The 19,838-nt window shown below is 70.9% G+C and carries 21 protein-coding genes; 7 read left to right on the top strand and 14 right to left on the bottom strand.

What is annotated here, in order from left to right; translation table 11 throughout:
* Positions 1 to 57: 57 nt before the first annotated feature.
* The 3 genes from rplT to infC all read right to left on the bottom strand — a co-directional run bounded on the left by rplT (position 58) and on the right by infC (position 1,549).
* On the bottom strand, positions 58 to 441 hold the full coding sequence (rplT, locus tag ACFQ7F_RS38045) for a 50S ribosomal protein L20 (RefSeq protein WP_383281281.1): 384 nt from the start codon (positions 439 to 441) through the stop codon (positions 58 to 60).
* Positions 442 to 535: 94 nt separating this feature from the next.
* Entirely contained in the window at positions 536 to 730 is a 195-nt protein-coding gene (gene rpmI / locus ACFQ7F_RS38040) for a 50S ribosomal protein L35 (RefSeq protein WP_135330421.1), read from the bottom strand.
* 120 nt (positions 731 to 850) lie between these two features.
* The gene (gene infC, locus ACFQ7F_RS38035) at positions 851 to 1,549 is read right to left on the bottom strand and encodes a translation initiation factor IF-3 (RefSeq protein ID WP_383281287.1); all 699 of its coding nucleotides are present in this window, start codon (positions 1,547 to 1,549) and stop codon (positions 851 to 853) included.
* A 390-nt stretch (positions 1,550 to 1,939) separates the two neighbouring features.
* Here infC and ACFQ7F_RS38030 point away from each other — a divergent pair, with 390 nt between their 5' ends.
* Positions 1,940 to 2,317 carry a DUF1844 domain-containing protein gene (locus ACFQ7F_RS38030; protein ID WP_383281278.1) on the top strand — a complete coding sequence of 126 codons (378 nt, stop codon included), beginning with the start codon at positions 1,940 to 1,942 and terminating at the stop codon, positions 2,315 to 2,317.
* A gap of 52 nt (positions 2,318 to 2,369) precedes the next feature.
* Here ACFQ7F_RS38030 and ACFQ7F_RS38025 read toward each other — a convergent pair whose 3' ends face one another.
* From ACFQ7F_RS38025 to ACFQ7F_RS38010, 4 genes are all read right to left on the bottom strand, one after another.
* A complete protein-coding gene (locus ACFQ7F_RS38025; protein WP_383281275.1) occupies positions 2,370 to 3,104 on the bottom strand; it encodes an SseB family protein in 735 nt (244 codons plus the stop codon).
* Between the two features lie 52 nt (positions 3,105 to 3,156).
* Positions 3,157 to 4,332, bottom strand: coding sequence for a type VII secretion-associated serine protease mycosin (gene mycP / locus ACFQ7F_RS38020; RefSeq protein WP_383281272.1), 1,176 nt, complete (start codon positions 4,330 to 4,332; stop codon positions 3,157 to 3,159).
* Entirely contained in the window at positions 4,329 to 5,636 is a 1,308-nt protein-coding gene (locus ACFQ7F_RS38015; RefSeq protein WP_383281270.1) for a hypothetical protein, read from the bottom strand. The genes mycP and ACFQ7F_RS38015 overlap by 4 nt, the downstream gene beginning before the upstream one ends.
* A 286-nt stretch (positions 5,637 to 5,922) precedes the next feature.
* Positions 5,923 to 6,141 (bottom strand): hypothetical protein, encoded by a 219-nt coding sequence (locus ACFQ7F_RS38010; protein ID WP_383281267.1) that lies wholly within the window; start codon positions 6,139 to 6,141, stop codon positions 5,923 to 5,925.
* A gap of 134 nt (positions 6,142 to 6,275) precedes the next feature.
* Between ACFQ7F_RS38010 and ACFQ7F_RS38005 the strand changes: the two genes are divergently transcribed.
* On the top strand, positions 6,276 to 7,478 hold the full coding sequence (locus tag ACFQ7F_RS38005; protein ID WP_383281264.1) for an amino acid deaminase/aldolase: 1,203 nt from the start codon (positions 6,276 to 6,278) through the stop codon (positions 7,476 to 7,478).
* 33 nt (positions 7,479 to 7,511) lie between these two features.
* On the opposite strand, the gene ACFQ7F_RS38000 is transcribed toward ACFQ7F_RS38005, so the two are convergent.
* From ACFQ7F_RS38000 to ACFQ7F_RS37975, 6 genes are all read right to left on the bottom strand, one after another.
* Positions 7,512 to 8,498 (bottom strand): DUF2510 domain-containing protein, encoded by a 987-nt coding sequence (locus ACFQ7F_RS38000; RefSeq protein ID WP_383281261.1) that lies wholly within the window; start codon positions 8,496 to 8,498, stop codon positions 7,512 to 7,514.
* Between the two features lie 37 nt (positions 8,499 to 8,535).
* A complete protein-coding gene (locus ACFQ7F_RS37995) occupies positions 8,536 to 9,831 on the bottom strand; it encodes a haloacid dehalogenase-like hydrolase (RefSeq protein ID WP_383281259.1) in 1,296 nt (431 codons plus the stop codon).
* Positions 9,832 to 9,865: 34 nt separating this feature from the next.
* The gene (locus tag ACFQ7F_RS37990; RefSeq protein WP_383281256.1) at positions 9,866 to 11,176 is read right to left on the bottom strand and encodes a haloacid dehalogenase-like hydrolase; all 1,311 of its coding nucleotides are present in this window, start codon (positions 11,174 to 11,176) and stop codon (positions 9,866 to 9,868) included.
* 105 nt (positions 11,177 to 11,281) lie between these two features.
* Positions 11,282 to 12,064, bottom strand: a complete 783-nt coding sequence (locus ACFQ7F_RS37985; RefSeq protein ID WP_383281253.1) for a 3-oxoacyl-ACP reductase — start codon at positions 12,062 to 12,064, stop codon at positions 11,282 to 11,284.
* 5 nt (positions 12,065 to 12,069) lie between these two features.
* Entirely contained in the window at positions 12,070 to 13,422 is a 1,353-nt protein-coding gene (locus ACFQ7F_RS37980) for an aldehyde dehydrogenase family protein (RefSeq protein ID WP_383281250.1), read from the bottom strand.
* Between the two features lie 7 nt (positions 13,423 to 13,429).
* Entirely contained in the window at positions 13,430 to 14,794 is a 1,365-nt protein-coding gene (locus tag ACFQ7F_RS37975; protein WP_383281247.1) for a glutamine synthetase family protein, read from the bottom strand.
* A gap of 77 nt (positions 14,795 to 14,871) precedes the next feature.
* Here ACFQ7F_RS37975 and ACFQ7F_RS37970 point away from each other — a divergent pair, with 77 nt between their 5' ends.
* The 3 genes from ACFQ7F_RS37970 (at position 14,872) to ACFQ7F_RS37960 (ending at position 17,970) form a co-directional block, all read left to right on the top strand.
* Positions 14,872 to 15,618, top strand: a complete 747-nt coding sequence (locus ACFQ7F_RS37970) for a FadR/GntR family transcriptional regulator (RefSeq protein WP_383281243.1) — start codon at positions 14,872 to 14,874, stop codon at positions 15,616 to 15,618.
* Between the two features lie 137 nt (positions 15,619 to 15,755).
* Positions 15,756 to 17,204, top strand: a complete 1,449-nt coding sequence (eat, locus tag ACFQ7F_RS37965; RefSeq protein WP_383281240.1) for an ethanolamine permease — start codon at positions 15,756 to 15,758, stop codon at positions 17,202 to 17,204.
* Positions 17,205 to 17,265: 61 nt separating this feature from the next.
* Positions 17,266 to 17,970: a gamma-glutamyl-gamma-aminobutyrate hydrolase family protein gene (locus tag ACFQ7F_RS37960; protein ID WP_383281284.1), complete on the top strand. Its 705-nt coding sequence runs from the start codon at positions 17,266 to 17,268 to the stop codon at positions 17,968 to 17,970.
* Here the strand turns inward: ACFQ7F_RS37960 and ACFQ7F_RS37955 are convergent.
* Positions 17,958 to 18,632 carry a type III effector protein gene (locus ACFQ7F_RS37955; protein WP_383281237.1) on the bottom strand — a complete coding sequence of 225 codons (675 nt, stop codon included), beginning with the start codon at positions 18,630 to 18,632 and terminating at the stop codon, positions 17,958 to 17,960. The two genes, ACFQ7F_RS37960 and ACFQ7F_RS37955, sit on opposite strands and share 13 nt — an antisense overlap.
* Before the next feature lie 128 nt (positions 18,633 to 18,760).
* Between ACFQ7F_RS37955 and ACFQ7F_RS37950 the strand changes: the two genes are divergently transcribed.
* On the top strand, positions 18,761 to 19,192 hold the full coding sequence (locus tag ACFQ7F_RS37950) for an Hsp20/alpha crystallin family protein (RefSeq protein ID WP_383281234.1): 432 nt from the start codon (positions 18,761 to 18,763) through the stop codon (positions 19,190 to 19,192).
* A 187-nt stretch (positions 19,193 to 19,379) separates the two neighbouring features.
* Positions 19,380 to 19,823: a DUF2267 domain-containing protein gene (locus tag ACFQ7F_RS37945; RefSeq protein ID WP_383281231.1), complete on the top strand. Its 444-nt coding sequence runs from the start codon at positions 19,380 to 19,382 to the stop codon at positions 19,821 to 19,823.
* Positions 19,824 to 19,838 lie beyond the last annotated feature (15 nt).

Genomic DNA, 19,838 nt, shown 5'->3' with positions numbered 1-19,838 from the left:
GACCCGCAGGCCAATGGGCCTGCGGGTCCGCGAGTAACGCTCAAGTACAGCGAAGCGTCAGGCCGCCTTCGGGGCGTTGACGTCGCTCGGCAGAGCCTTCTGCGCAACCTCGACGAGCGCGGCGAACGCGTTCGGGTCGTTGACGGCGAGCTCCGCGAGGATCTTGCGGTCCACCTCGATGTTGGCGGCGTTGAGACCCTGGATGAGGCGGTTGTACGTCATGCCGTTCTCGCGGGCCGCAGCGTTGATGCGCTGGATCCACAGCCGACGGAAGTCGCCCTTGCGCTTCTTGCGGTCGTTGTAGTTGTAGACCAGGGAGTGGGTGACCTGCTCCTTGGCCTTGCGGTACAGGCGCGAGCGCTGGCCGCGGTAACCCTTGGCAGCCTCGAGGATCGCCCGACGCTTCTTGTGGGCATTGACTGCCCGCTTGACGCGTGCCACTTGTTAACTCCTTGTAGCGGGGCCGTGGTTGGACTCACACGACCCGGTATCGATTGGGTCCCGGTCAGAGTTCAGGCGCGGTGTGCGCCCGGACTCACTTGCCGAGAAGCTTCTTGATCTTCTTGGCGTCGCCCGGGGCCATCTCGGCGTTGCCACTGAGGCGACGCGTCAGACGGGACGACTTGTGCTCGAGCAGGTGGCGCTTGCCGGCGCGCTCACGGAGCACCTTGCCGGAGCCGGTGATCTTGAAGCGCTTGCTGGCACCGCTGTGCGTCTTGTTCTTCGGCATAGCGCCGTTCTCTCCTCGTCATTGGCACTCCCTGCCGTTCCCGGTTCCTGCGAACCGTGGGCAGGGAGCGTCAGATGTATCGGTTGTCATCCAAGGCGCGCTTGGGAGGCGCGTCCCGGATCAGGCCTGGGCGGGCTCCTCGGCAGGCGCCTCAGCAGGCTTCTCGGCGGGCGCCTCGGCAGGCGTCTCGACCTCGGCAACGGCCTCGTCGGGCGTCGCCTCGTCGGCGGAGTCGTCGTCCGTGCGGCCCTGTCGCTCGGCCTTGCGGGCGGCCTGGGCCTCGCGAGCCTCGGCCATGGCTTCGGTCTTCTTCTTGTGCGGACCGAGGACCATGATCATGTTTCGGCCGTCCTGCTTCGGGTTCGACTCGATGAACCCGAGGTCTTCGACGTCGTTCGCGAGACGCTGCAGCAGTCGGAAGCCGAGTTCCGGCCTGGACTGCTCGCGACCACGGAACATGATCGTGATCTTGACCTTGTCGCCCTGCTTGAGGAACCGGACGACGTGACCCTTCTTGGTGTCATAGTCGTGCGGGTCGATCTTCGGCCGGAGCTTCATCTCCTTGATGACCGTGTGCGCCTGGTTCTTGCGCGCCTCACGGGCCTTCATGGCCGACTCGTACTTGAACTTCCCGTAGTCCATGAGCTTGCACACGGGCGGACGGGCGGTCGCCGCCACCTCGACCAGGTCGAGGTCGTACTCCTGTGCGAGCTCCAGGGCCTTGGCAAGCGGAACGATCCCGACCTGCTCGCCGCTGGGCCCGACGAGTCGCACCTCGGGAACTCGAATCCGGTCGTTGATGCGGGGCTCGGCGCTGATGGATCCTCCTCGGTAGCACCACGCGGCGGTCTGGCGGACAGCCGCGTTACGTCTGTTATCTAGACCAACCGAGTGAGTACATAAAAAATGCCCCAACCGATCACAGGAAGGGGCTCCATTGCTACCGGAGCACCTCCGCGATGATCGCGGGGCGCATCTCGGGCCTGCCGTAGTCTCGGGGACTGCGGAGGCCTGACCGGTGACCTGCCGCTCAAGGAGCGACTAGGTGGGAAGCGGAGCCTCCACTTGTGGGCCGGGTCTCTGCGTCGGTACGCGAGTATCCGGCCGGTCGTTACACAAGGTTAGCAGCTCCACGGGGGTGGGGCTAACCAGCGGGCCCACGCACTCCCGCGAGTCACCGGCTGCGGGGCTCCGCTTATCGTGTGGGACATGAGCGACGCGACCCCTGCCCCCGAGTCCGCCACCGGCGACTCCCCCAACTTCGACGCCTTGACCCGTGACATCGCGGACGTCCCCGCGGTCGAGGTGATCACCACGGTCGCCGTCCACCTGATGAGTGCCGCGGCCGTGAACCTGGGCCTCGCGGAGGGCGGCGAGCCCCACAAGGACCTGGACGAGGCGCGCAAGCTGATCCACTCGCTCGCCGGTCTGATGGACGCGAGCGCCACGGAGATCTCCTCGTTCCACGCGGCCCCCCTGCGCGACGGCCTGAAGTCGCTGCAGCTGGCCTTCCGCGAGGCGTCCGACGTGCCGGACGAGCCGGGTCAGGGCCCGGGCGAGAAGTACACGGGCCCGATCTTCGGCTGACCTCCCCGGCCGTCTCGGCCCTCTCGTACGTGATCAGCCTTCTCGTACGGAATCAGCCTTCTCTTACGTAAAGGGGCTCGCCCGGTGGCGTCGCCTCGGCCGGCAGGAGTGCCAGGTCGAGGCCGCTCACCAGGCGGGCCCTCAGTGTTTCGTCGGCCGCGATGCGCCGGGCGACGCGCTGGGCGGCTTCGGACGGGTCCGCCGACGCGTCGAGGACGAGCGCCAGGGTGCCGTCCGCGGTGCCCGCTCCGAGGTAGGCGCGCCGGACGGCAGGATCGGCGGCGACGGCCGCGCGCACGGCGGCCGTGACGGCGGGGTCCAGGAGCGGGTCCCGGGTGTGACGGCCTTCGGAGAGGGTGATCAGGGCGGGCCGGTTGATCTCGTAGGGGACGGGCCCCGCGAGGTCGAGCACGATCGTGTCGGCCTGCTCGTGCGCCGCGGCCTGGAGCGCCTGGTGCAGCGGGACCGCTACCGGCCTGGCCTGCGGGTCCCACAGGGCGAGGGACTGGGTCGAGGTGAACGCGGGCAGCGCCTTGCGGTCGCCCGCCTTGAGGGTGGGCACCGCCATGTCGCTGGACTTCTCGCGGCGAAGGCCGTTCTCGCCTTCCTCCACCTCGCCGAGCACGGCGACCACGGGGACGAGCAGCCGGGCGCCGGTGAGCGCCTCCAGTACGGGGCCGTGCGCCGTGCGGTCCTCGGCCCACGCGGTCAGGGCCGCGGTGAGCCGGGGGTCGGCGGACCCGTCGTCGTCGGAGAAGCCGGGGTCCGGGATGTTCTTGTTCGCCACGGTCCTGACCCTATCGAGCGGGGTCCTGGCCCTTCCGACCGCGGTCGGGGCCCTATCGGGCGGTGCCGGGACGGGTGCCGCTTCCCCGACGGCCGCGCCAGAGGTAGACCGCCGCCGCCAGGAGCGCCACGCCGATGCCGCCCGCGACCGGGCCCACCCAGCCGGCGGGTCCGCCGTCGCTCGCGGCCTCGTCCGGGCCCGAACCGAAGTACTTCTTCCCGTACGCCGCTGAGCTCAGCTCCTCCGGCTTCTTCTTGCCGCCCTCGGCGATCGCGGCCGCGGGGTCGATGAAGCCGAAGCCGCGGGAGTCGTCGCGGCCCCCGCTGGGGACGTCGCGGGCGGTGTCCTCGAGGAGCTGCTTGATCTGGGCCGGGGTCAGACCGGGATGGGCGGCGCGGATGAGGGCGACGGCACCGGAGACGAACGCCGAGGCGGCGCTGGTGCCCCAGCCTTCGTAGTACTCGCGGTCGGGGTCGGCGATGACGATCTTCTTGCCGGGGGCGCTGACGGTGGCGTACCAGCGGCGGGTGGAGAAGGAGGCGCGGTCGCCGTTCTTGTCGACGGCGGTGGCGGCGATGACGCCGGGGTAGGCCGCCGGGTAGGAGATGTGGTCGCCGCGCTCGCCGCCGTTGCCCGCCGACGCGACGACGACGGCGCCTTTCTTCAGGGCGTACTGGACGGCGGCGTCCTCGGCGGGTTCGGGGTGGGCGGTCTTGGAGTCGTCGCCTAGGGAGAGGTTGATGACGTCGGCGCCGTGGTCGGTGGCCCAGCGGATGCCGTCGGCAAGGGCGTTGCCCCGAGTGTTGCGGGCCTTCGAGCGGTCCGGGTCACCGTCCTCCAGGATCACGCGGATCGGCAGGATCTTCGCCTGTGGCGCGATGCCGATCACACCGTCACCGGCGCCCGCGCCGTGTCCGTGGCCCGCGATGATGCCGGCCATGGCGGTGCCGTGCCGGGCCCAGGGGCGGTCGCCCTTCTCCGCTCCGAAGCCGACCATGTCCTTGCCTGCCAGGACGCTGCCCGCCAAGTCGGGGTGGTCGCGGTCTATGCCGGTGTCCAGGACGGCGACGGTGATGCCCTTGCCCTTGGTGGTCTGCCAGGCCTGGCCGGTGCGCATGGCGTCGAGGGCCCACTGCTGGGCGCGTATGCCGTCATCCGCGTGCGCGGTGGTGGGCAGGAGGGCGACCGACGCGGCGAGGGCCGCAACGCCGAACCGGCGGATTCTCATGAGGACTTCTCCGTCGCCGCGATGGTCTTGCGCAGCCGCCGCTCGACGCGGTCGGCGATGCCCTTCGCCTCGTTGCCGAGGCCCGCCTGGCCCGGGTCGGTGGCGGCGGAGGTCTTCACGGCCTCGTCGGCGGGCTCGGGTTCGGTGACCGTACGGCCGTCGGCGAAGCCGGAGACCGAGAAGGCGACGACGGGGGCGTCAGGGAGCACGGACACGGTCCAGGAGGCGCGCTGGGCATCGCCGAAGTCCGCGGCCGGGGTGCCCTTGGCCGCGTACGGCCGTGGCATGAGATCGACGCGCCGGTCCAGGCCCTCCTCCGTGAAGCGGGTGCGCAGGGAGCGCATCGCGTCGGCGTCGGCCTTGGTGAACAGCAGGCCCACGGTGGTGACATGGCTGCGGGTCGCGTCCGTGTACGTGGCGCGCAGCAGCCTGAGGCAGCCGGCCGGGGCGAGCGCCTTGCGCAGGAGCGGGTCGAAGGCGTTCCTGCAGTTGCTGTCGGGGGCGACGGCGACACGGGTCCAGGTGCGGTCGGCTCCGCCGGGACCCGCGCCCTCTCCCTTGAGGGTGACGGGGAAGAGCTTGTCGACGGGCACGCTGTGCCAGAGCTGGCCCGCCACGGCGTACGTGTTCCGCGTGGCGCCCGTTCCTTCGGAGCTCCCGGTCAGCCAACTCCCGGTGGCCGCACCCGCGATGAGACCGAACCCGAGCACGGCGCAGGCGGCGGCCGCGGTCACGCGGGGCTGCACCCAGGTGCGGACGGGCCGCAGCCGCGTGGTGCTGTCGTCGTACAGCGCGGGCCGGGCGAACGACACGAAGGGCCGCCCGGCCCCGGGGCCGGGCGTCAGGTCGACGGCGCCGACCGCGCGGCGGGCGGCGGTTGTTCGCGGGGAGGGGGCTGGGGTGGATATGGGCTTGGGCGTGTGGGCGTGTGCGTGGGTGGGCGGGGCCTCGGGGGCGGGCCCACCGGTCCCGGCCGACGCGGACCGGGCCGTGGCTGCAGGCGTCGGGGCTGCAGGCGTCGGGGCGGGCGCGGATATGCCCGTCGCCGCAGGCTCCGACGGCGGCACCGGGGGCATCGGGGGACGCAGCGGATAGTCCGCGGCCCTTGGCTCGCTCTCCTTGTCCTGCACCGCGTCCTGCACGCCGTAGTTCGGCGGGGCGGGAGGGCGCGGCGGGGGCAGGACGGGAGCCGGGCCGGTCCCGGAGCTCGGCGCGTGCGTCCGGGGCATCGCTGGCGGCGGCGGTGCGTCGGGGAAGCGGGCCGACGCGGGCGGCGGGCCCGACACGGGATCGGAGCTCGGCACGGGAACAGGGTTCGGCGCGGGCGTCTGTGTCGCCGCTGACGGCGGCCGTGTGTCAGGGAAGCGCGCCGACGCGGGCGGCGGGGGCGGCGACTCCTGTGCGTCGGCGGCAGCGTCGTCCGTGCTGTCTGAGTTGTCCGTGTCGTCCTGCGATGTCGAGGGCCTCGGCATCCGTACCCGGTCGAAGGGCGCGAGCAGGTCACCGAGGAGGGAGTCCCGATCTGCGTCGGCGGGCGCGGGGCCGTTCACTGACGGCGGCGGCTGTTGCTGCTCGGCGTCCCGGTCGTCTTCAGGGGTTCGAGCAGACGCCGTAGATGCCGTCGACAGCGGCACAGATCCCTGACCGTCCGAGGATGCCGGGGCCGGTGCCGGATCGGCCGTCGGCGGACGCAGGTCCGGGAAGCGCGCGGACGGAGCGGGCGGCGGGGACGCGGGCGGGCCCGGCGGCGGAGGCGGGGTCGTGGGACGTGGCGGGACGGGAGCCCGTCGCGCTTCCGTGCTCATGCACCCCCCGTTTCCTCGCTCTTCTGCGCGTAACTCTAAGGGCAGATTCCGGCCGTGAGGGAACCAGTCCGCGGCCCCGGGCGATCTGCCCGGATCATCCCCCTACCCTCGGGTAATCGCGTCTGGCAGGCTTCGGCCATGACCCCCCGTGCAGCAGACCGGGCCCGCTACGACCGGGCCACCGCACACCTCGACGCCCCCGTCGCGATCGTCGATCTGGAGGCATTCGACGCCAATGCCGACGATCTGGTGCGCCGGGCGGGCGGCAAGCCGATCCGGGTCGCGAGCAAGTCCGTGCGCTGCCGAGCGCTGCTCGAACGCGTCCTGGACCGCGACGGCTTCGCCGGGATCATGTCCTTCACGCTCGCCGAGTCCCTGTGGCTCGCGCGCTCCGGGTTCGACGACATCCTGCTCGCCTATCCCTCGGCTGACCGCGCCGCCTTCGCCGAGCTGACCGCCGACCCGAAGCTCGCGTCATCGGTGACGGTGATGGTCGACGACCCGGCGCAGCTGCGGCTCATCGACGAGGCCAGGGACGGCGGGCGCGAAGAGGTGCGGGTCTGCCTGGAGCTCGACACCGCCTTCAAGATCCTCGGGGGACGCGTGCGGATCGGTGCGCTGCGCTCGCCCCTGCACTCCCCCGCCCAAGTCGCCGCGCTCGCCCGTGCCGTGGTCCGGCGGCCCGGCTTCCGGCTCGTGGGCGTGATGGCGTACGAAGGACATGTGGCGGGCGTCGGTGACGCGGTGGCAGGTCGCCCCGCGCGTTCGCGGGCCATCCGCCTCATGCAGTCCGCCGCCCGCAAGGAGCTCGCCGCGCGCCGCGCCGAGACCATCCGCGCGGTGCGGGCGGTCGCGCCGGAGCTGGAGTTCGTCAACGGCGGCGGCACCGGCAGCGTGCAGCACACCGCGGCCGAGCGGGCGGTGACCGAGATCGCCGCCGGGTCGGGCCTGTACGTACCGCGCCTCTTCGACAACTACACGTCGTTCAGCGGGCGTCCGGCCGCGCTCTTCGCCCAGCCCGTCGTGCGCCGCCCCGGCGTGGGCACCGTGACCGTGCTCGGCGGGGGCTACCCCGCTTCGGGTGCCGCGGGCCCCGACCGCTCCCCGGAGCCGTATCTCCCCGAGGGGCTGCGCTACGACCCGCAGGAGGGCGCGGGCGAGGTGCAGACCCCGCTGCTCGGAGCCCCCGCCGACGATCTCCTCATCGGCGACAAGGTGTGGTTCCGGCACGCCAAGGCCGGGGAGTTGTGCGAGCGGTTCGACGCGCTTCACCTCGTCGAGGGCGACCGCGTGACGGCCACCGTGCCGACGTACAGGGGGGAAGGCCACACGTTCCTCTGACCTCTGAGGGCCCGTCTGACCTCTGAGGTGCCGTCAGGGCGTCGCGCCCACGCTGCTTCCCACGCCGCCGCCCGTGTCGCTGTCGCCGACGGCGCGGATCCCCTTGGTGATCTTGTCCATGTCGGAGAGCGGCGGCGCCTCGCCCCCGGCGTCGATGGCGAAGCGGACGATGACCAGCGCCTCGGACCCGCGGCTGGAGGGGAAGGCCAGCGACTGGACGTATCCGCCGGGGCCCTTCTCCGTGTGGACCCGCCAGCGCACGAGGTAGCCGGAGCGGCCCCCGACCGCGACGTTCCCCTCCTTGACCTTCTCGTGCCGGGCGATCCCGCCGAACGGCTCCATGCCGACCTTGTCCTCGTCGTACGCACGGTCCGCCGCGTCCTTGATGTCGCTCCGGGCCAGCGCCTCGGGCGAGCGTTCGTCGGTCCCCGTCGACGTGCGGGAGTAGACCGTGCCGTGGCGGCAGAGGCTTCCCTCGCCCGGACAGTCGTACGTCTTCGGGGTACGGACGGTGGGATCGCCGCCGACCGTGCTGTCGGCCTTCTCCCAGCCGTCGGGGACGGGGATCGTGATGCCGTTGAGCTGGTCGACGAGGGTGGAGGGGTCGGGGTCGGCCGCCGATGTGGTGGGTGTCGGGGAGGTCTTCGTGGCCGTTTCCACCGGCTGCGATACGGCCGGTTCGGGCAAGCCGCTCTGCGGGTCCGAGTCGTCCTCGCCCAGGAGCACCACGCCCGTGACGATCGACGCGACCAGGACGACCCCGGCGGTGGTCAGCGCCACCACCTTGGCCCGGCCGCCTCTGGACGCCCCCGGCAGCGGCTGGACCTGGGTCTGTGCCTGTACCTGCGCGTGCGCCTGTGCCTGCGGCGGGCCGAACCCCGGCTGCGCCTGGCCCATCTGAGGGGCTTCGGGCGCACGCCGGTGCTCGGTCCACGCGGACCCGTCCCACCAGCGCTCGACGTGCTGCGCCGGTGGGGCCGACGGGTCCGCGTACCAGCCAGGAGGGGGCGTCATGCTCATCCCGGCACTCTAGGACGTGCTCCGAAGATCAGAACAGTCAGTACACAGCGTCCGCCTGATCAGGCACCACCGAACCGTCCTCGCGCAGGACCGGGCCCTTGCTGCCGTCCGGCTCGTTGTTCGCGGCCGTCGAGCACGGGTAGAGGTCCGGCTTCTGCTTCATGGGCTCGATGAACATGGGGTTCACGACCCAGCGGCCGTCGGCGTTGTCGTACGCACGGCACATGACCTCGTTCTTGTTCCGGTTCAGGACGAGGTGCGCGCCCGTGGCGTCGCCGACGAACGTCACGTCCGTGTCGGCGTCGCCGCCGCCGAGCGCGATGCGGTGGGACGGGTCCTGCTTGTCCCAGGCCGACTTGCCCTTGACGCCGTAGATCTCCTGGTTGATCCAGCAGCGCTTGCCGTCGATGTAGGGGATGGCTTCGCCCTTGTTCACCGGTACGTCGCCACAGCCCTGGTTCCAGGTGGTGATCCGGCCCTTGCGGTCGAGGACGGAGCGGATGGCGATGGTGTGCTTGCGGTCGATGCCGACGCCCTTGGACCAGACCTCCGTCACCGGCTCCGAGCCCGCCGAGACGATGTAGACGTCGAACCCGGCCTTCTTGAGCGTGCGGATCAGGTCGCGCTGCTGGTCGTAGTAGCGGGCGTAGCCGGGGATCTCGTGCGTGCCCACGGTCTGGGTGGCGCCGACGGGGGCCGCGAGCACCTGCTTGCGGGCCTTCGCGGCATACGACTCCAGTTCGGGCACGGTGTGCCCGGCGAAGAGCTGGGGCACCCAGGCGTACTGCGGGACGGTGTGCCGGTGGTCCCACTCCCCCGCGAAGGCGGCGGCGCCGCTCATGGTCTTGCCGTCCTCGCGGACCTCGAAGATCTCGTCGGCGCAGTCGGTGTCGGTGGAGGTGGGCAGCGGCTTGCCGACCGGCACCTTCGTGCCGCAGGCCTTGGTGAGCGCCTTGTCGGCCTCGTCCGTCATCCACTTGCTGGTGGACTTCCAGGAGGCGGGGCGCAGGATCTTGTCGTGGTGGAGGGACCAGGCGATCGTCGCGTCGGTGATGTCGTTCTTGACGACGGTGTTGTCCCAGTCGAAGGCGGCGACGGGACGATTCCGGTCGTGCCCCCGGTGGGAGCCGCAGCGTCCGCGCTCGTCGATCATCTGCTGGAGCTTGGCGCGGTTGTCGCCGTACCAGGTCAGCTTCTTGGACAGCTGCGGGCAATGGGCCTTCGCAGCGGTGGGGTTCGCGGGCGTGGCGGCGGCCGCGGGAAGCGACGCCGGTACGGCCGCCAGAGCGGCGGCCGCGGCCAGCGTCAAAGCCAAGGCATGTCTGTTACGCATGCGCATGGACCGTACATCAATCCCTCGGGTCCGGTCAGGGCCCGTGCACCGTGTCCTTCTGGTCGGGGATGACGGACCCGTCGGCGCGGCGCACGGGGCCCTCCTTTCCGTCCCGTTCGGTGTAGCCGGTGGTGGCACACGGGTACGGCTTCGCGAGCTTGCCCTTGGGCTCGATGAACATGGGGTTCACCAGCCAGCGGCGGTCGCCGTTGTCGTAGGCGCGGCACATCAGCTCGTTCTTGTTGCGGTTCAGGACGAGGCGAAGGCCCGTGGCGTCGCGCAGGAAGGAGATGTCGGTGTCGGAGTCACCGGCCGCGAACACCTGCCGCTTGGAGGCCGGTTGGACCTTCTCGGCCGCCGCGCCCCGGACTCCGTAGATCTCCTGGTTGATCCAGCAGCGCTTGCCGTCGATGTACGTGATCATGGAGTCGTCGCCGTCATCGACGGTTCCGCAGCCCTTCAAATGGGCCGTCAGTTTCCCGTGCGCGGCCACGTTGCGGATGCCGATGGTGTGCCGGGCGTCGACGCCGACGCTCTGCGCCCACACCTCGGCGACCGGCTCGGGGGACGCGGAGACCACGTAGACGTCGAATCCGGCCTTCTTGAGCGTACGGATCAGATCGCGCTGCTGGTCGTAGTAGCGGACCCAGCCGGTGACCTTGCCGGTGCCCACCCGCTGTTCGGTGCCGACGGGCGCGGCGAGGTTCTCCTTGCGGGCGGCGGTCGCGAAGTCCTTGACCTGCCGGGTGGACCAGCCCCGGGTGAGCTGGGCCAGCCAGGCGTACTGCGGTTCCATGCGGCGGTGGTCGAAGCCGGCGAAGGCCGCGTCCCCGCCGGTGGTGGTGCCCTCGCTGTAGACGGACACGATCTCGTCGGCGCAGTCCGCGTCGCGACGCGTGGGGAGGGTGGTGCCGGTGGTGGGGCAGGCCTTGGCGAGGGCCTTGGCCGCCGGGTCGGTGAGATAGCGGCTCGTGGTGTGCCAGTCGGCGCTCTGGGGCGTACGTATCTTGCTGTTGCGCAGGAGCCAGAACATGGTGGCGTCGCCGACGTCGTTCTTGATGACCGTGTTGTCCCAGTCGAAGGCGGCGACGGGCTTGGCCCCGCCCCTGCCTCCGCCTTGGTGCCCGCCGTCGCCGCAGCGCCCGTACGTGTCGATCATCTTCTGGAGCCCGGCCTTGTTGTCGCCGTACCAGCCCGAGGTGACGGTGAGCGTGGGGCACTTGGCCGTGGGGCCGGGGGACCGCGCGGGCTGCGTGGCCTCCGCGGTCGCCTGGACGGTGACGAGTCCGGCTGTGGCGACGGCGAGGACGGCTGCGGCCGCGGCACAGCGGCGCTTGAGGTTCATGAACACACTCCTGTGTCTACGCAGGACAGCCGGGCGTCGTGCGACGCCCGGCTGTCGGGAGGATTGCTGCGGGGTGAACTACAAGGAGGACGGCCGCGGGGACGGCTACACGGGCGTGACGTACGCGCCCGAGATCCCGCCGTCGACCAGGAAGTCCGTGGCGTTCACGAACGAGGAGTCGTCGCTGGCGAGGAACGCCACGGCGGCGGCGAGCTCGTCGGCCTCGGCGAAGCGGCCCACGGGGATGTGGACGAGGCGGCGCGCGGCCCGCTCGGGGTCCTTGGCGAAGAGCTCCTGGAGGAGCGGGGTGTTGACCGGGCCGGGGCAGAGCGCGTTCACGCGGATGCCCTCGCGGGCGAACTGCACGCCCAGCTCGCGGGACATGGCCAGGACGCCGCCCTTGGAGGCCGTGTACGAGATCTGGGACGTCGCCGCGCCCAACCTCGCCACGAACGACGCGGTGTTGATGATCGAGCCCTTGCCCTGGCGCCGCATGTAGGGGATGGCGGCCTTGCAGCACAGGAAGACGGAGGTGAGGTTGACCTCCTGGACGCGCTTCCAGGCCTCGAGGCCCGTGTCCAGGATGGAGTCGTCGTCGGGCGGCGAGATGCCCGCGTTGTTGAAGGCGATGTCGACCGAGCCATAGGTGTCGAACGCCGTCTTGAAGAGCGCGTCGACCTGCTCGGCATCGGTGACGTCGACCTTGACGAAGATCCCGCCGACCTCGTCGGCAGCGGCCTTGCCGGCACTCTCGTCGATGTCGCCGCAGACGACGTGAGCGCCCTCGGAGGCGAGGCGGCGCGCGGTGGCGAGGCCGATGCCGCTGCCCGCGCCGGTGATGACGGCGGTGCGGCCTACCAGGCGGCGGCAGATGGTTGCTTCGGTCATGGTGCTCAGGCCTCCGTGCTGATGAAGACGTTCTTGGTTTCCGTGAAAGCGGCGAGCGCGTCCGGGCCGAGCTCACGGCCGAGTCCGGACTGCTTGTAACCCCCGAACGGGGTCCAATAGCGCACGCTGGAGTGCGAGTTGACGGAGAGGTTCCCGGCCTGGACGGCTTGGGAGACCCGCAGCGCCCTGCTGACGTCCCGCGTCCAGATCGACCCCGACAGGCCGTACTCGGTCGCGTTGGCCAGGCGGATGGCGTCGGCCTCGTCGTCGAAGGGGATGACGACGGCGACCGGGCCGAAGACCTCCTCCGTCGCCACCGGAGACGTGGGGTCGACGTCGGTGAGGAGGGTCGGCGGGAACCAGAAGCCGGGGCCTTCGGGGGTCGTACCGTGGATTCCGGCGCCGGACGGCACGTAAGAACGCACCTTTTCCAGCTGGGACTTGGAGATCAGCGGACCCATCTGGGTCTTCTCGTCGGCCGGGTCACCGACGACGATCGACTCGACGGCGGGCCGCACGATCTCCAGGAAGCGGTCGTACACCGAGCGCTGGACGAGGACGCGGGTGCGGGCGCAGCAGTCCTGGCCGGAGTTGTCGAGATACGACATGGGGGTGGCGAGGGCGGCGGCTTCCACGTCGGCGTCGGCGAAGACGATGTTCGGGCTCTTGCCGCCGAGTTCCAGCGTCACGCGCTTCACGCGGTCGGCGCACTTGGCCATGATCTGCTTGCCGACCCGGGTGGATCCTGTGAACACGATCTTGGCGACGCCGGGGTGCTCGACCAGGGCGTTGCCCGCGACGTCGCCGACGCCGGGCAGCACTTGGAAGAGGCCTTCGGGCAGGCCTGCCTCCAGAGCGAGTTCGGCGAGGCGCAGCGCGGTGAGCGGGGTCGTCTCGGCGGGCTTCAGGATGACCGCGTTGCCTGCCGCGAGCGCCGGGGCGGTGCCCCAGGCGGCGATCGGCATCGGGAAGTTCCAGGGTGCGATGACGCCGACGACACCGAGGGGTTCGAGGATCGTGACGTTCAGGCCGCCGGACACGGGGATCTGACGGCCGCTCAGCCGCTCCACTCCCCCGGCCGCGAAGTCGAGGAGATCACGGACGTTGCCGGCTTCCCAGCGTGCGTTGCCGATGACGTGACCGGCTTCGCGCACCTCCAACTGGGCCAGTTCTTCCAGGTGTTCGTCCACCGCAGCCGCGAAGCGGCGCAGCAGCCGTGCCCGGTCGGCGGGGGCCGCGGCGGCCCACTTCGCCTGTGCTGCGGCCGCACGTACGACCGCGGCGTCGACGTCCTGTGCGGTGGCGGCGGGGACGGTCGCGACGACTTCTTCGGTCGCCGGATTCAATACCTTGAGCAAGGGTGCCTCACAGACGTTCGAAGGAGCGGCGGAGCTCCCAGTCGGTCACCGCGGAGTCGAAGGCGTCCAGCTCGACCCGGGCCATGTTGCTGTAGTGCGCGACCACCTCGTCACCGAAGGCTGCCTTGGCGATGGCGCTGTTCTCCCAGAGCTCGGCTGCCTCGCGCAGGGTGGTGGGGACGTGCGCGTAGTCACCGGTGTAGGCGTTGCCCGTGCACTCCTCGGGCAGTTCGAGCTTCTGCTCTATGCCGTGCAGCCCTGCGGCCACGAGTCCGGCGACCGCGAGGTGCGGGTTCACGTCGCCGCCCGGCAGCCGGTTCTCGAAGCGCATGGAGCGGCCGTGGCCGACGACGCGCAGGGCGCAGGTGCGGTTGTCGTAGCCCCAGGCGGCGGCGGTCGGCGCGAACGAGCCCGGCCTGAACCGCTTGTACGAGTTGATGTTGGGCGCGTAAAGGAGCGAGAACTCCCTCAGCGCCGCGAGCTGCCCGGCAAGGAAGTGCCGCATGACGGCCGACATGCCTCCCGGCCCGTCACCTGCCATGGCGTTGGTGCCGTCCGCGTCCGCGAGCGAGAGGTGGATGTGACAGGAGTTGCCCTCGCGCTCGTTGTACTTGGCCATGAAGGTGAGCGAGACACCTTCCTGGGACGCGATCTCCTTGGCGCCGGTCTTGTAGATGGCGTGCTGGTCGCAGGTGACGAGGGCGTCGTCATAGCGGAACACGATCTCGTGCTGGCCCGGATTGCACTCGCCCTTGGCCGACTCGACGACGAGCCCGGCGGCCGCCATCTCGTTGCGGATGCGGCGAAGGAGCGGCTCGATGCGTCCCGTACCGAGCACGGAGTAGTCGATGTTGTACTGGTTCGCCGGGGTCAGGGCCTTGTAGCCCGCGTCCCAGGCCTGCTCGTAGGTGTCCTTGAAGACGATGAACTCGAGTTCCGTGCCGACGTTGGCGGTGTAGCCGAGCTCGGCGAGCCGGTCGAGCTGGCGGCGCAGGATCTGGCGGGGCGCGGCCACGACGGGCGACGAGTCGTTCCAGGCGAGGTCCGCGATGAGCATCGCGGTGCCGTCGTTCCAGGGGACGCGGCGCAGGGTGCTCAGGTCGGGGCGCATGGCGAAGTCGCCGTAGCCGCGGTCCCAGGAGGACATGGCGTAGCCCTCGACGGTGTTCATCTCCGGGTCGACGGCGAGGAGGTAGTTGCAGCCCTCCGTGCCGTTCTCCAGGACGTCGTCGAGGAAGAACGGGGCGGCGAACCGCTTGCCCTGGAGCCGCCCTTGCATATCGGGGAAGGCCAGGACGACAGTGTCGATCTCGCCGCTCGTGACGAGAGCACGCAGCTCCTCGATCCCGAGCGGGGGTGTGCGGTCTGCCACGGGAAAATCCTCCTTGGGTCAGCCGAGAGCCATAAGGTATTGCCGAGAACCATTGATTGGGAAGGGGGTACGGCCAGATGTCGCACACGGACGCCGACGCGGCGGCTTCTCCCGGCGACGACCGGCTCACGCCGGTCCTTCGCCCCGTACGGGCGGGCAACGGCTTCGAGGAAGCCCTGGAGCAGATCCTCCAGGTCGTACGCCTCGGCCTGGTGCCCGGCGGCGAACGCCTGCCGTCGGAGCGGGAGTTGGCCGACCGCCTCGGCATCAGCCGGGTCACGCTGCGCGAGGTCCTGAAGGTGCTCCAGGACCAGGGCCTCGTCGAGTCGCGGCGCGGCAGGTACGGCGGCACGTTCGTGCGTCCGCGCCCCGAGGCGGCCGGCGAGGACGAACTGCGGCGGCGCGTGGCGGACGTCGACGTCGAGGACGCGCTGCGTTTCCGCGAGGTTCTGGAGGTCGGCGCGGCCGGGCTCTGCGCGGCGCACGGCCTGACCGAGGAGCAGCAGGACCGGCTGCGCACGGCGCTCGCACGCACCCACGAGGCCCCGCTCTCCGAGTACCGCCGCCTGGACACCCTCCTGCACCTGACCCTTGCCGAACTGTGCGGCTCCCCCTCGCTCACCGCGCAGTACGCGGCGGTGCGCGCGAGCGTCAACGACCTCCTGGACTGCATCCCGCTCCTGGTACGGAATCTGGAGCATTCGCAGCGCCAGCACACCGCGCTTGTCGAGGCGGTGCTCGACGGGGACGCGGACGGGGCGAGGGAGATGATGCGCGAACACTGCGCCGGTACGGCCGCGCTGCTGCGGGGCTTCCTGACATAAGGGGCAGGGCGTGGGGGATTTACGGCGGTGTAACGCGCGGGTCTTGCTTTCTCGCACCCGGCACGACAAAGGTATGGATCCGTTCCATTGAGTCACCCGTCACCCGTCATCCGTCATCCGTCCCCAGGAGTCGTGCCATGACCGTGGAGTCCCCCAAGTCGAGTGGTACCGCCGAACCGGCGGACGACTACCTGGAGCGCAGAACACTGCGCCGGGGCAGCGCGGGCTGGCTGCTGCTCACCGGCCTCGGCGTCGCGTACGTCGTCTCCGGCGACTACTCCGGCTGGAACTTCGGCCTGGCGGAGGGCGGCTTCGGCGGCCTCGGGATCGCCATGGCGCTCATGGGCGTGATGTACGCGTGCATGGTGTTCTCGCTGGCCGAACTGTCGTCGGTACTGCCCACCGCGGGCGGCGGCTACGGCTTCGCGCGCCGGGCGCTCGGCCCGTGGGGCGGCTTCCTCACCGGCACGGCGATCCTCATCGAGTACATCCTGGCGCCGGCCGCGATCTCCATCTTCATCGGCGACTACGTCGAGTCGCTCGGCCTCTTCGGCCTCACCTCCGGCTGGCCGGTGTATCTGGCCTGCTTCGTCGTCTTCATCGGCATCCACCTGTGGGGTGTGGGCGAGGCGCTGCGCTTCAGCTTCGTCGTCACGGGCATCGCGGTGGCGGCGCTGCTCGTCTTCGCGGTCGGCGCGTTCATGGACTTCGACGCGTCGAAGCTGAACGACATCGCGGTGGACGGTGATGCGTTCGGCGCCAACTCCTGGCTGCCGATGGGCCTGTTGGGCATCTGGGCGGCGTTCCCGTTCGGCATGTGGTTCTTCCTGGGCGTGGAGGGCGTACCCCTCGCCGCCGAGGAGACGAAGGACCCCGCCCGCACGCTGCCGCGCGCGATCCGCTGGTCGATGGCCATCCTCATCGTGCTCGCGCTGATGACGTTCTTCGCGTCGGCCGGTGCGCGCGGCGCGGACGCGATCCAGGGTGCGGGCAACCCGCTGGTGGAGGCGTTGCAGCCGGGCGGTGAGGCGACGGCGCTCAGCCGCATCGTCAACTACGCGGGTCTTGCGGGCCTGGTGGCCTCGTTCTTCTCCCTCATCTACGCGGGCTCGCGCCAGCTCTTCGCCCTGTCGAGGGCGGGCTACCTGCCACGCTTCCTCTCGCTGACGAGCAGCCGCAAGGCCCCGTACCTGGGCCTTCTGGTCCCCGGTGCGATCGGCTTCGGCCTGGCGGCGGCGACGGGGGACGGCGCGCGGATGCTGAACGTGGCGGTGTTCGGCGCCACCATCTCGTACGCCCTGATGTCGCTCTCGCACATCGTGCTGCGCCGCAGGGAGCCGGGCCTCGAGCGGCCCTACCGCACGCCGGGCGGCATCCTGACCTCATCCGTTGCGCTGGTGCTCGCCTGCGCGGCGCTGGTCGCGACGTTCCTGGTGGACGTGACGGCGGCGCTGATCGCGCTCGCGGTATACGTGGTGGCGGTCGCGTACTTCGGCTTCTACAGCCGCAAGCATCTTGTGGCGCGGGCGCCCGAGGAGGAGTTCGCGGCGCTCGCCGCCGCGGAGGCGGAACTGGAACGCGACTGAGTACAGCCGAGTACGACTGAGCATGAGGGAGACGAGGGTGAGCGAGACCACCGGCCGACCGCTGATCGGTGTCAGCACGTACCTGGAGCCGAAGGCGAGCTGGGGCGTGTGGGAGCTGCCCGCGGCACTGCTCCCCGTCGGCTACCCGCGCCTGGTGCAGGCGTCGGGCGGCCTCACCGCGATGCTCCCGCCGGACGATCCTTCGTACGCGGATGACGTCGTCGCCCGCCTCGACGGCGTGGTCATCGCGGGTGGCCCGGACGTCGAGCCCGTGCGCTACGGCGCGGAGCGCGAGGAACGCACGGGCCCGCCGGCGCGGGAGCGGGATGCGTGGGAACTCGCCCTGATCGAGGCGGCGTTGGCGTCCGGTACGCCACTCCTCGGCATCTGCCGGGGGATGCAGCTCCTGAACGTGGCTCTGGGCGGCACGCTCGTGCAGCACATGGAGGGCCATGTGGAGGCGGTGGGCGTCTTCGGGACGCACGAGGTGAAGCCGGTGCCGGGCACGCTGTACGAGTCCATCGCTCCGGCGGCTTCGACGGCCGTCCCGACCTATCACCACCAGGCGGTGGATCGTCTGGGCGAGGGCCTGGCGGTGTCGGCGTATGCGGCGGACGGCACGGTGGAGGCGGTGGAACGTCCGTCCGGGCCCTTCGTGCTGGGCGTGCAGTGGCACCCGGAGATGGGGGACGACCTGCGGGTGATGTCGGCTCTGGTCCGCGCGGCGATGCGAGTACCTCCGGCAGGAGCACATCAGGTCGGCTGAATCCTGCCGTCCCGGGCACCGGGTGGGGTCAGGGGGGGATGGAGGCGGTCGGCCTGGGCGGTCAGGTCCGGGTGCGCACGGCCCAGATGACGCCGGGCGGCGGCCAGGGGGGCGATGAGCTCGGCGGGGTCGTCGTGGGCGAGGGCCGCGTTGAGCTCGCCGACCGAGAGGCGGGCAGCCGGGGAGAGGTCGGTGAGTGCGACGATCTGGCCGGCGAGACGGCGCAGGTCGGCCGCGTGGCGGCGGGCCCAGGTGACGGTGGTGCGGTCGGCGGCGCGGGCCTGTCGGGTGGCCTGGACGCGCTGCTCGCCCGTCGTCCCGGCCGGGCCGGGACGACCGCGCAGGTAACGCCGCTCGGCGGCCTGGCGGCTGGCGACGCCGAGGGGGTCGGCGAGATCGGCCCAGCTGGCGCCCGCGTCACGAGCTGTTTCGATCAGACCGGACTCCCATCCGGCGAGCTGCTCACGCACCTGCCGCAGCTGCGACAAGGAGGCCAGGGCTTGTTCCGGGCCGGGACCGGGAGCGTCATGGGCGTTCGGATTCTCGTGCCGGGCCTCGCGCAGGGCGTCGTCGATGGCGTCGAGGGCCGCCGCGGCGGCAAGGAACGACGCCGGGCTGTGGGCGTCGGTGTGGGGCGAGGACGGCTCGTCGGCCGGGGTCATGGACACCTCCCTCAGGTTGTCATCGAGTGGACGACATCATGTTTGTCATCCATTGGATGACATGTTACAACGGTTTCAGTGAGTCGCATTGGCAGCAACTGCCTGAACCAACTGGAGGTGTTTTCACGATGTTGATGCGCACTGACCCGTTCCGTGAGCTCGACCGACTGGCCCAGCAGCTGATGGGCCCGGGCACCTGGTCGAAGCCGTCGGCGATGCCGATGGACGCCTACCGCGAGGGCGACGAGTACGTGGTGGCTTTCGACCTTCCGGGCGTCACCGCGGACACGATCGACATCGACGTCGAGCGGAACATGCTGACGGTCAAGGCCGAGCGCAGGCCGACGGCGAAGTCCGACGACGTGCACATGGAACTGTCCGAGCGGCCGCTGGGCGTCTTCTCCCGCCAGATCGTGCTCGCGGACACCCTCGACACCGAGCGCATCAAGGCCGACTACGACGCGGGTGTGCTCACCCTGCGGATCCCGATCGCCGAGCGCGCCAAGCCCCGCAAGATCTCCATCGGCGTCGGAGCCGGCCACAAGGAGATCTCCGGCTGACGCCGGTCGCCCGGGTGCGGAGGACGGGCCCCTGACCTCACCCTCCCCCGCCCTCCGCACCTCTATGGGCAGTTGGTGCTCGCCCTGCTCGGCGGGCACCTGGTCGGCCGCCCCGACCCACCTGACCCACGGCCGGTGCCCGCACCGGCACCACCCCACCCTGATACCGAGAAAGGCATGCACCGCAGTGATCACCGACGTGCGCGTTCCGCTTGAGCACCGGCAGCCGTGTGAGACGGCGTATGAGCAGATGCTGGAGAAGGTCCGCTACGAAGGCGCCTACCCCACCCGCGAGAGGGCCGAGGAAGCCGTCCGCCTGGTCCTCGGGGGCCTGGGGCGTCAGCTGACCGGCGACGAGCGCGTCGACCTGGCCGCCTGCCTGCCCCTGAAGGCCGCGCGTGTCCTGACCGCGCAGATCCCCGCCACACGGCTGCTCACCGGATGGGCCTTCGTCAAGGACCTCGCCGCCCGCTCCGGGGCCTCCCTGGCCACCACCCGATGGGACACCGGCTCCGTGTTCGCGGCCGTCGCCGCCCACGCCGGCCCCGATCTCATCACCCGCATCCTCCACCAGCTCCCCACCGGTTACGCGCTGCTGTTCGGCCGGGCCGAACTCGCCCCGGCAGCGTAAACGGGCCCCGGCACC

Source organism: Streptomyces sp. NPDC056486 (assembly GCF_042795295.1).
GTDB lineage: Bacteria > Actinomycetota > Actinomycetes > Streptomycetales > Streptomycetaceae > Streptomyces.
Note: the sequence above shows the minus strand (reverse complement) of the source record. Positions and strands in the feature narration are given on the sequence as shown.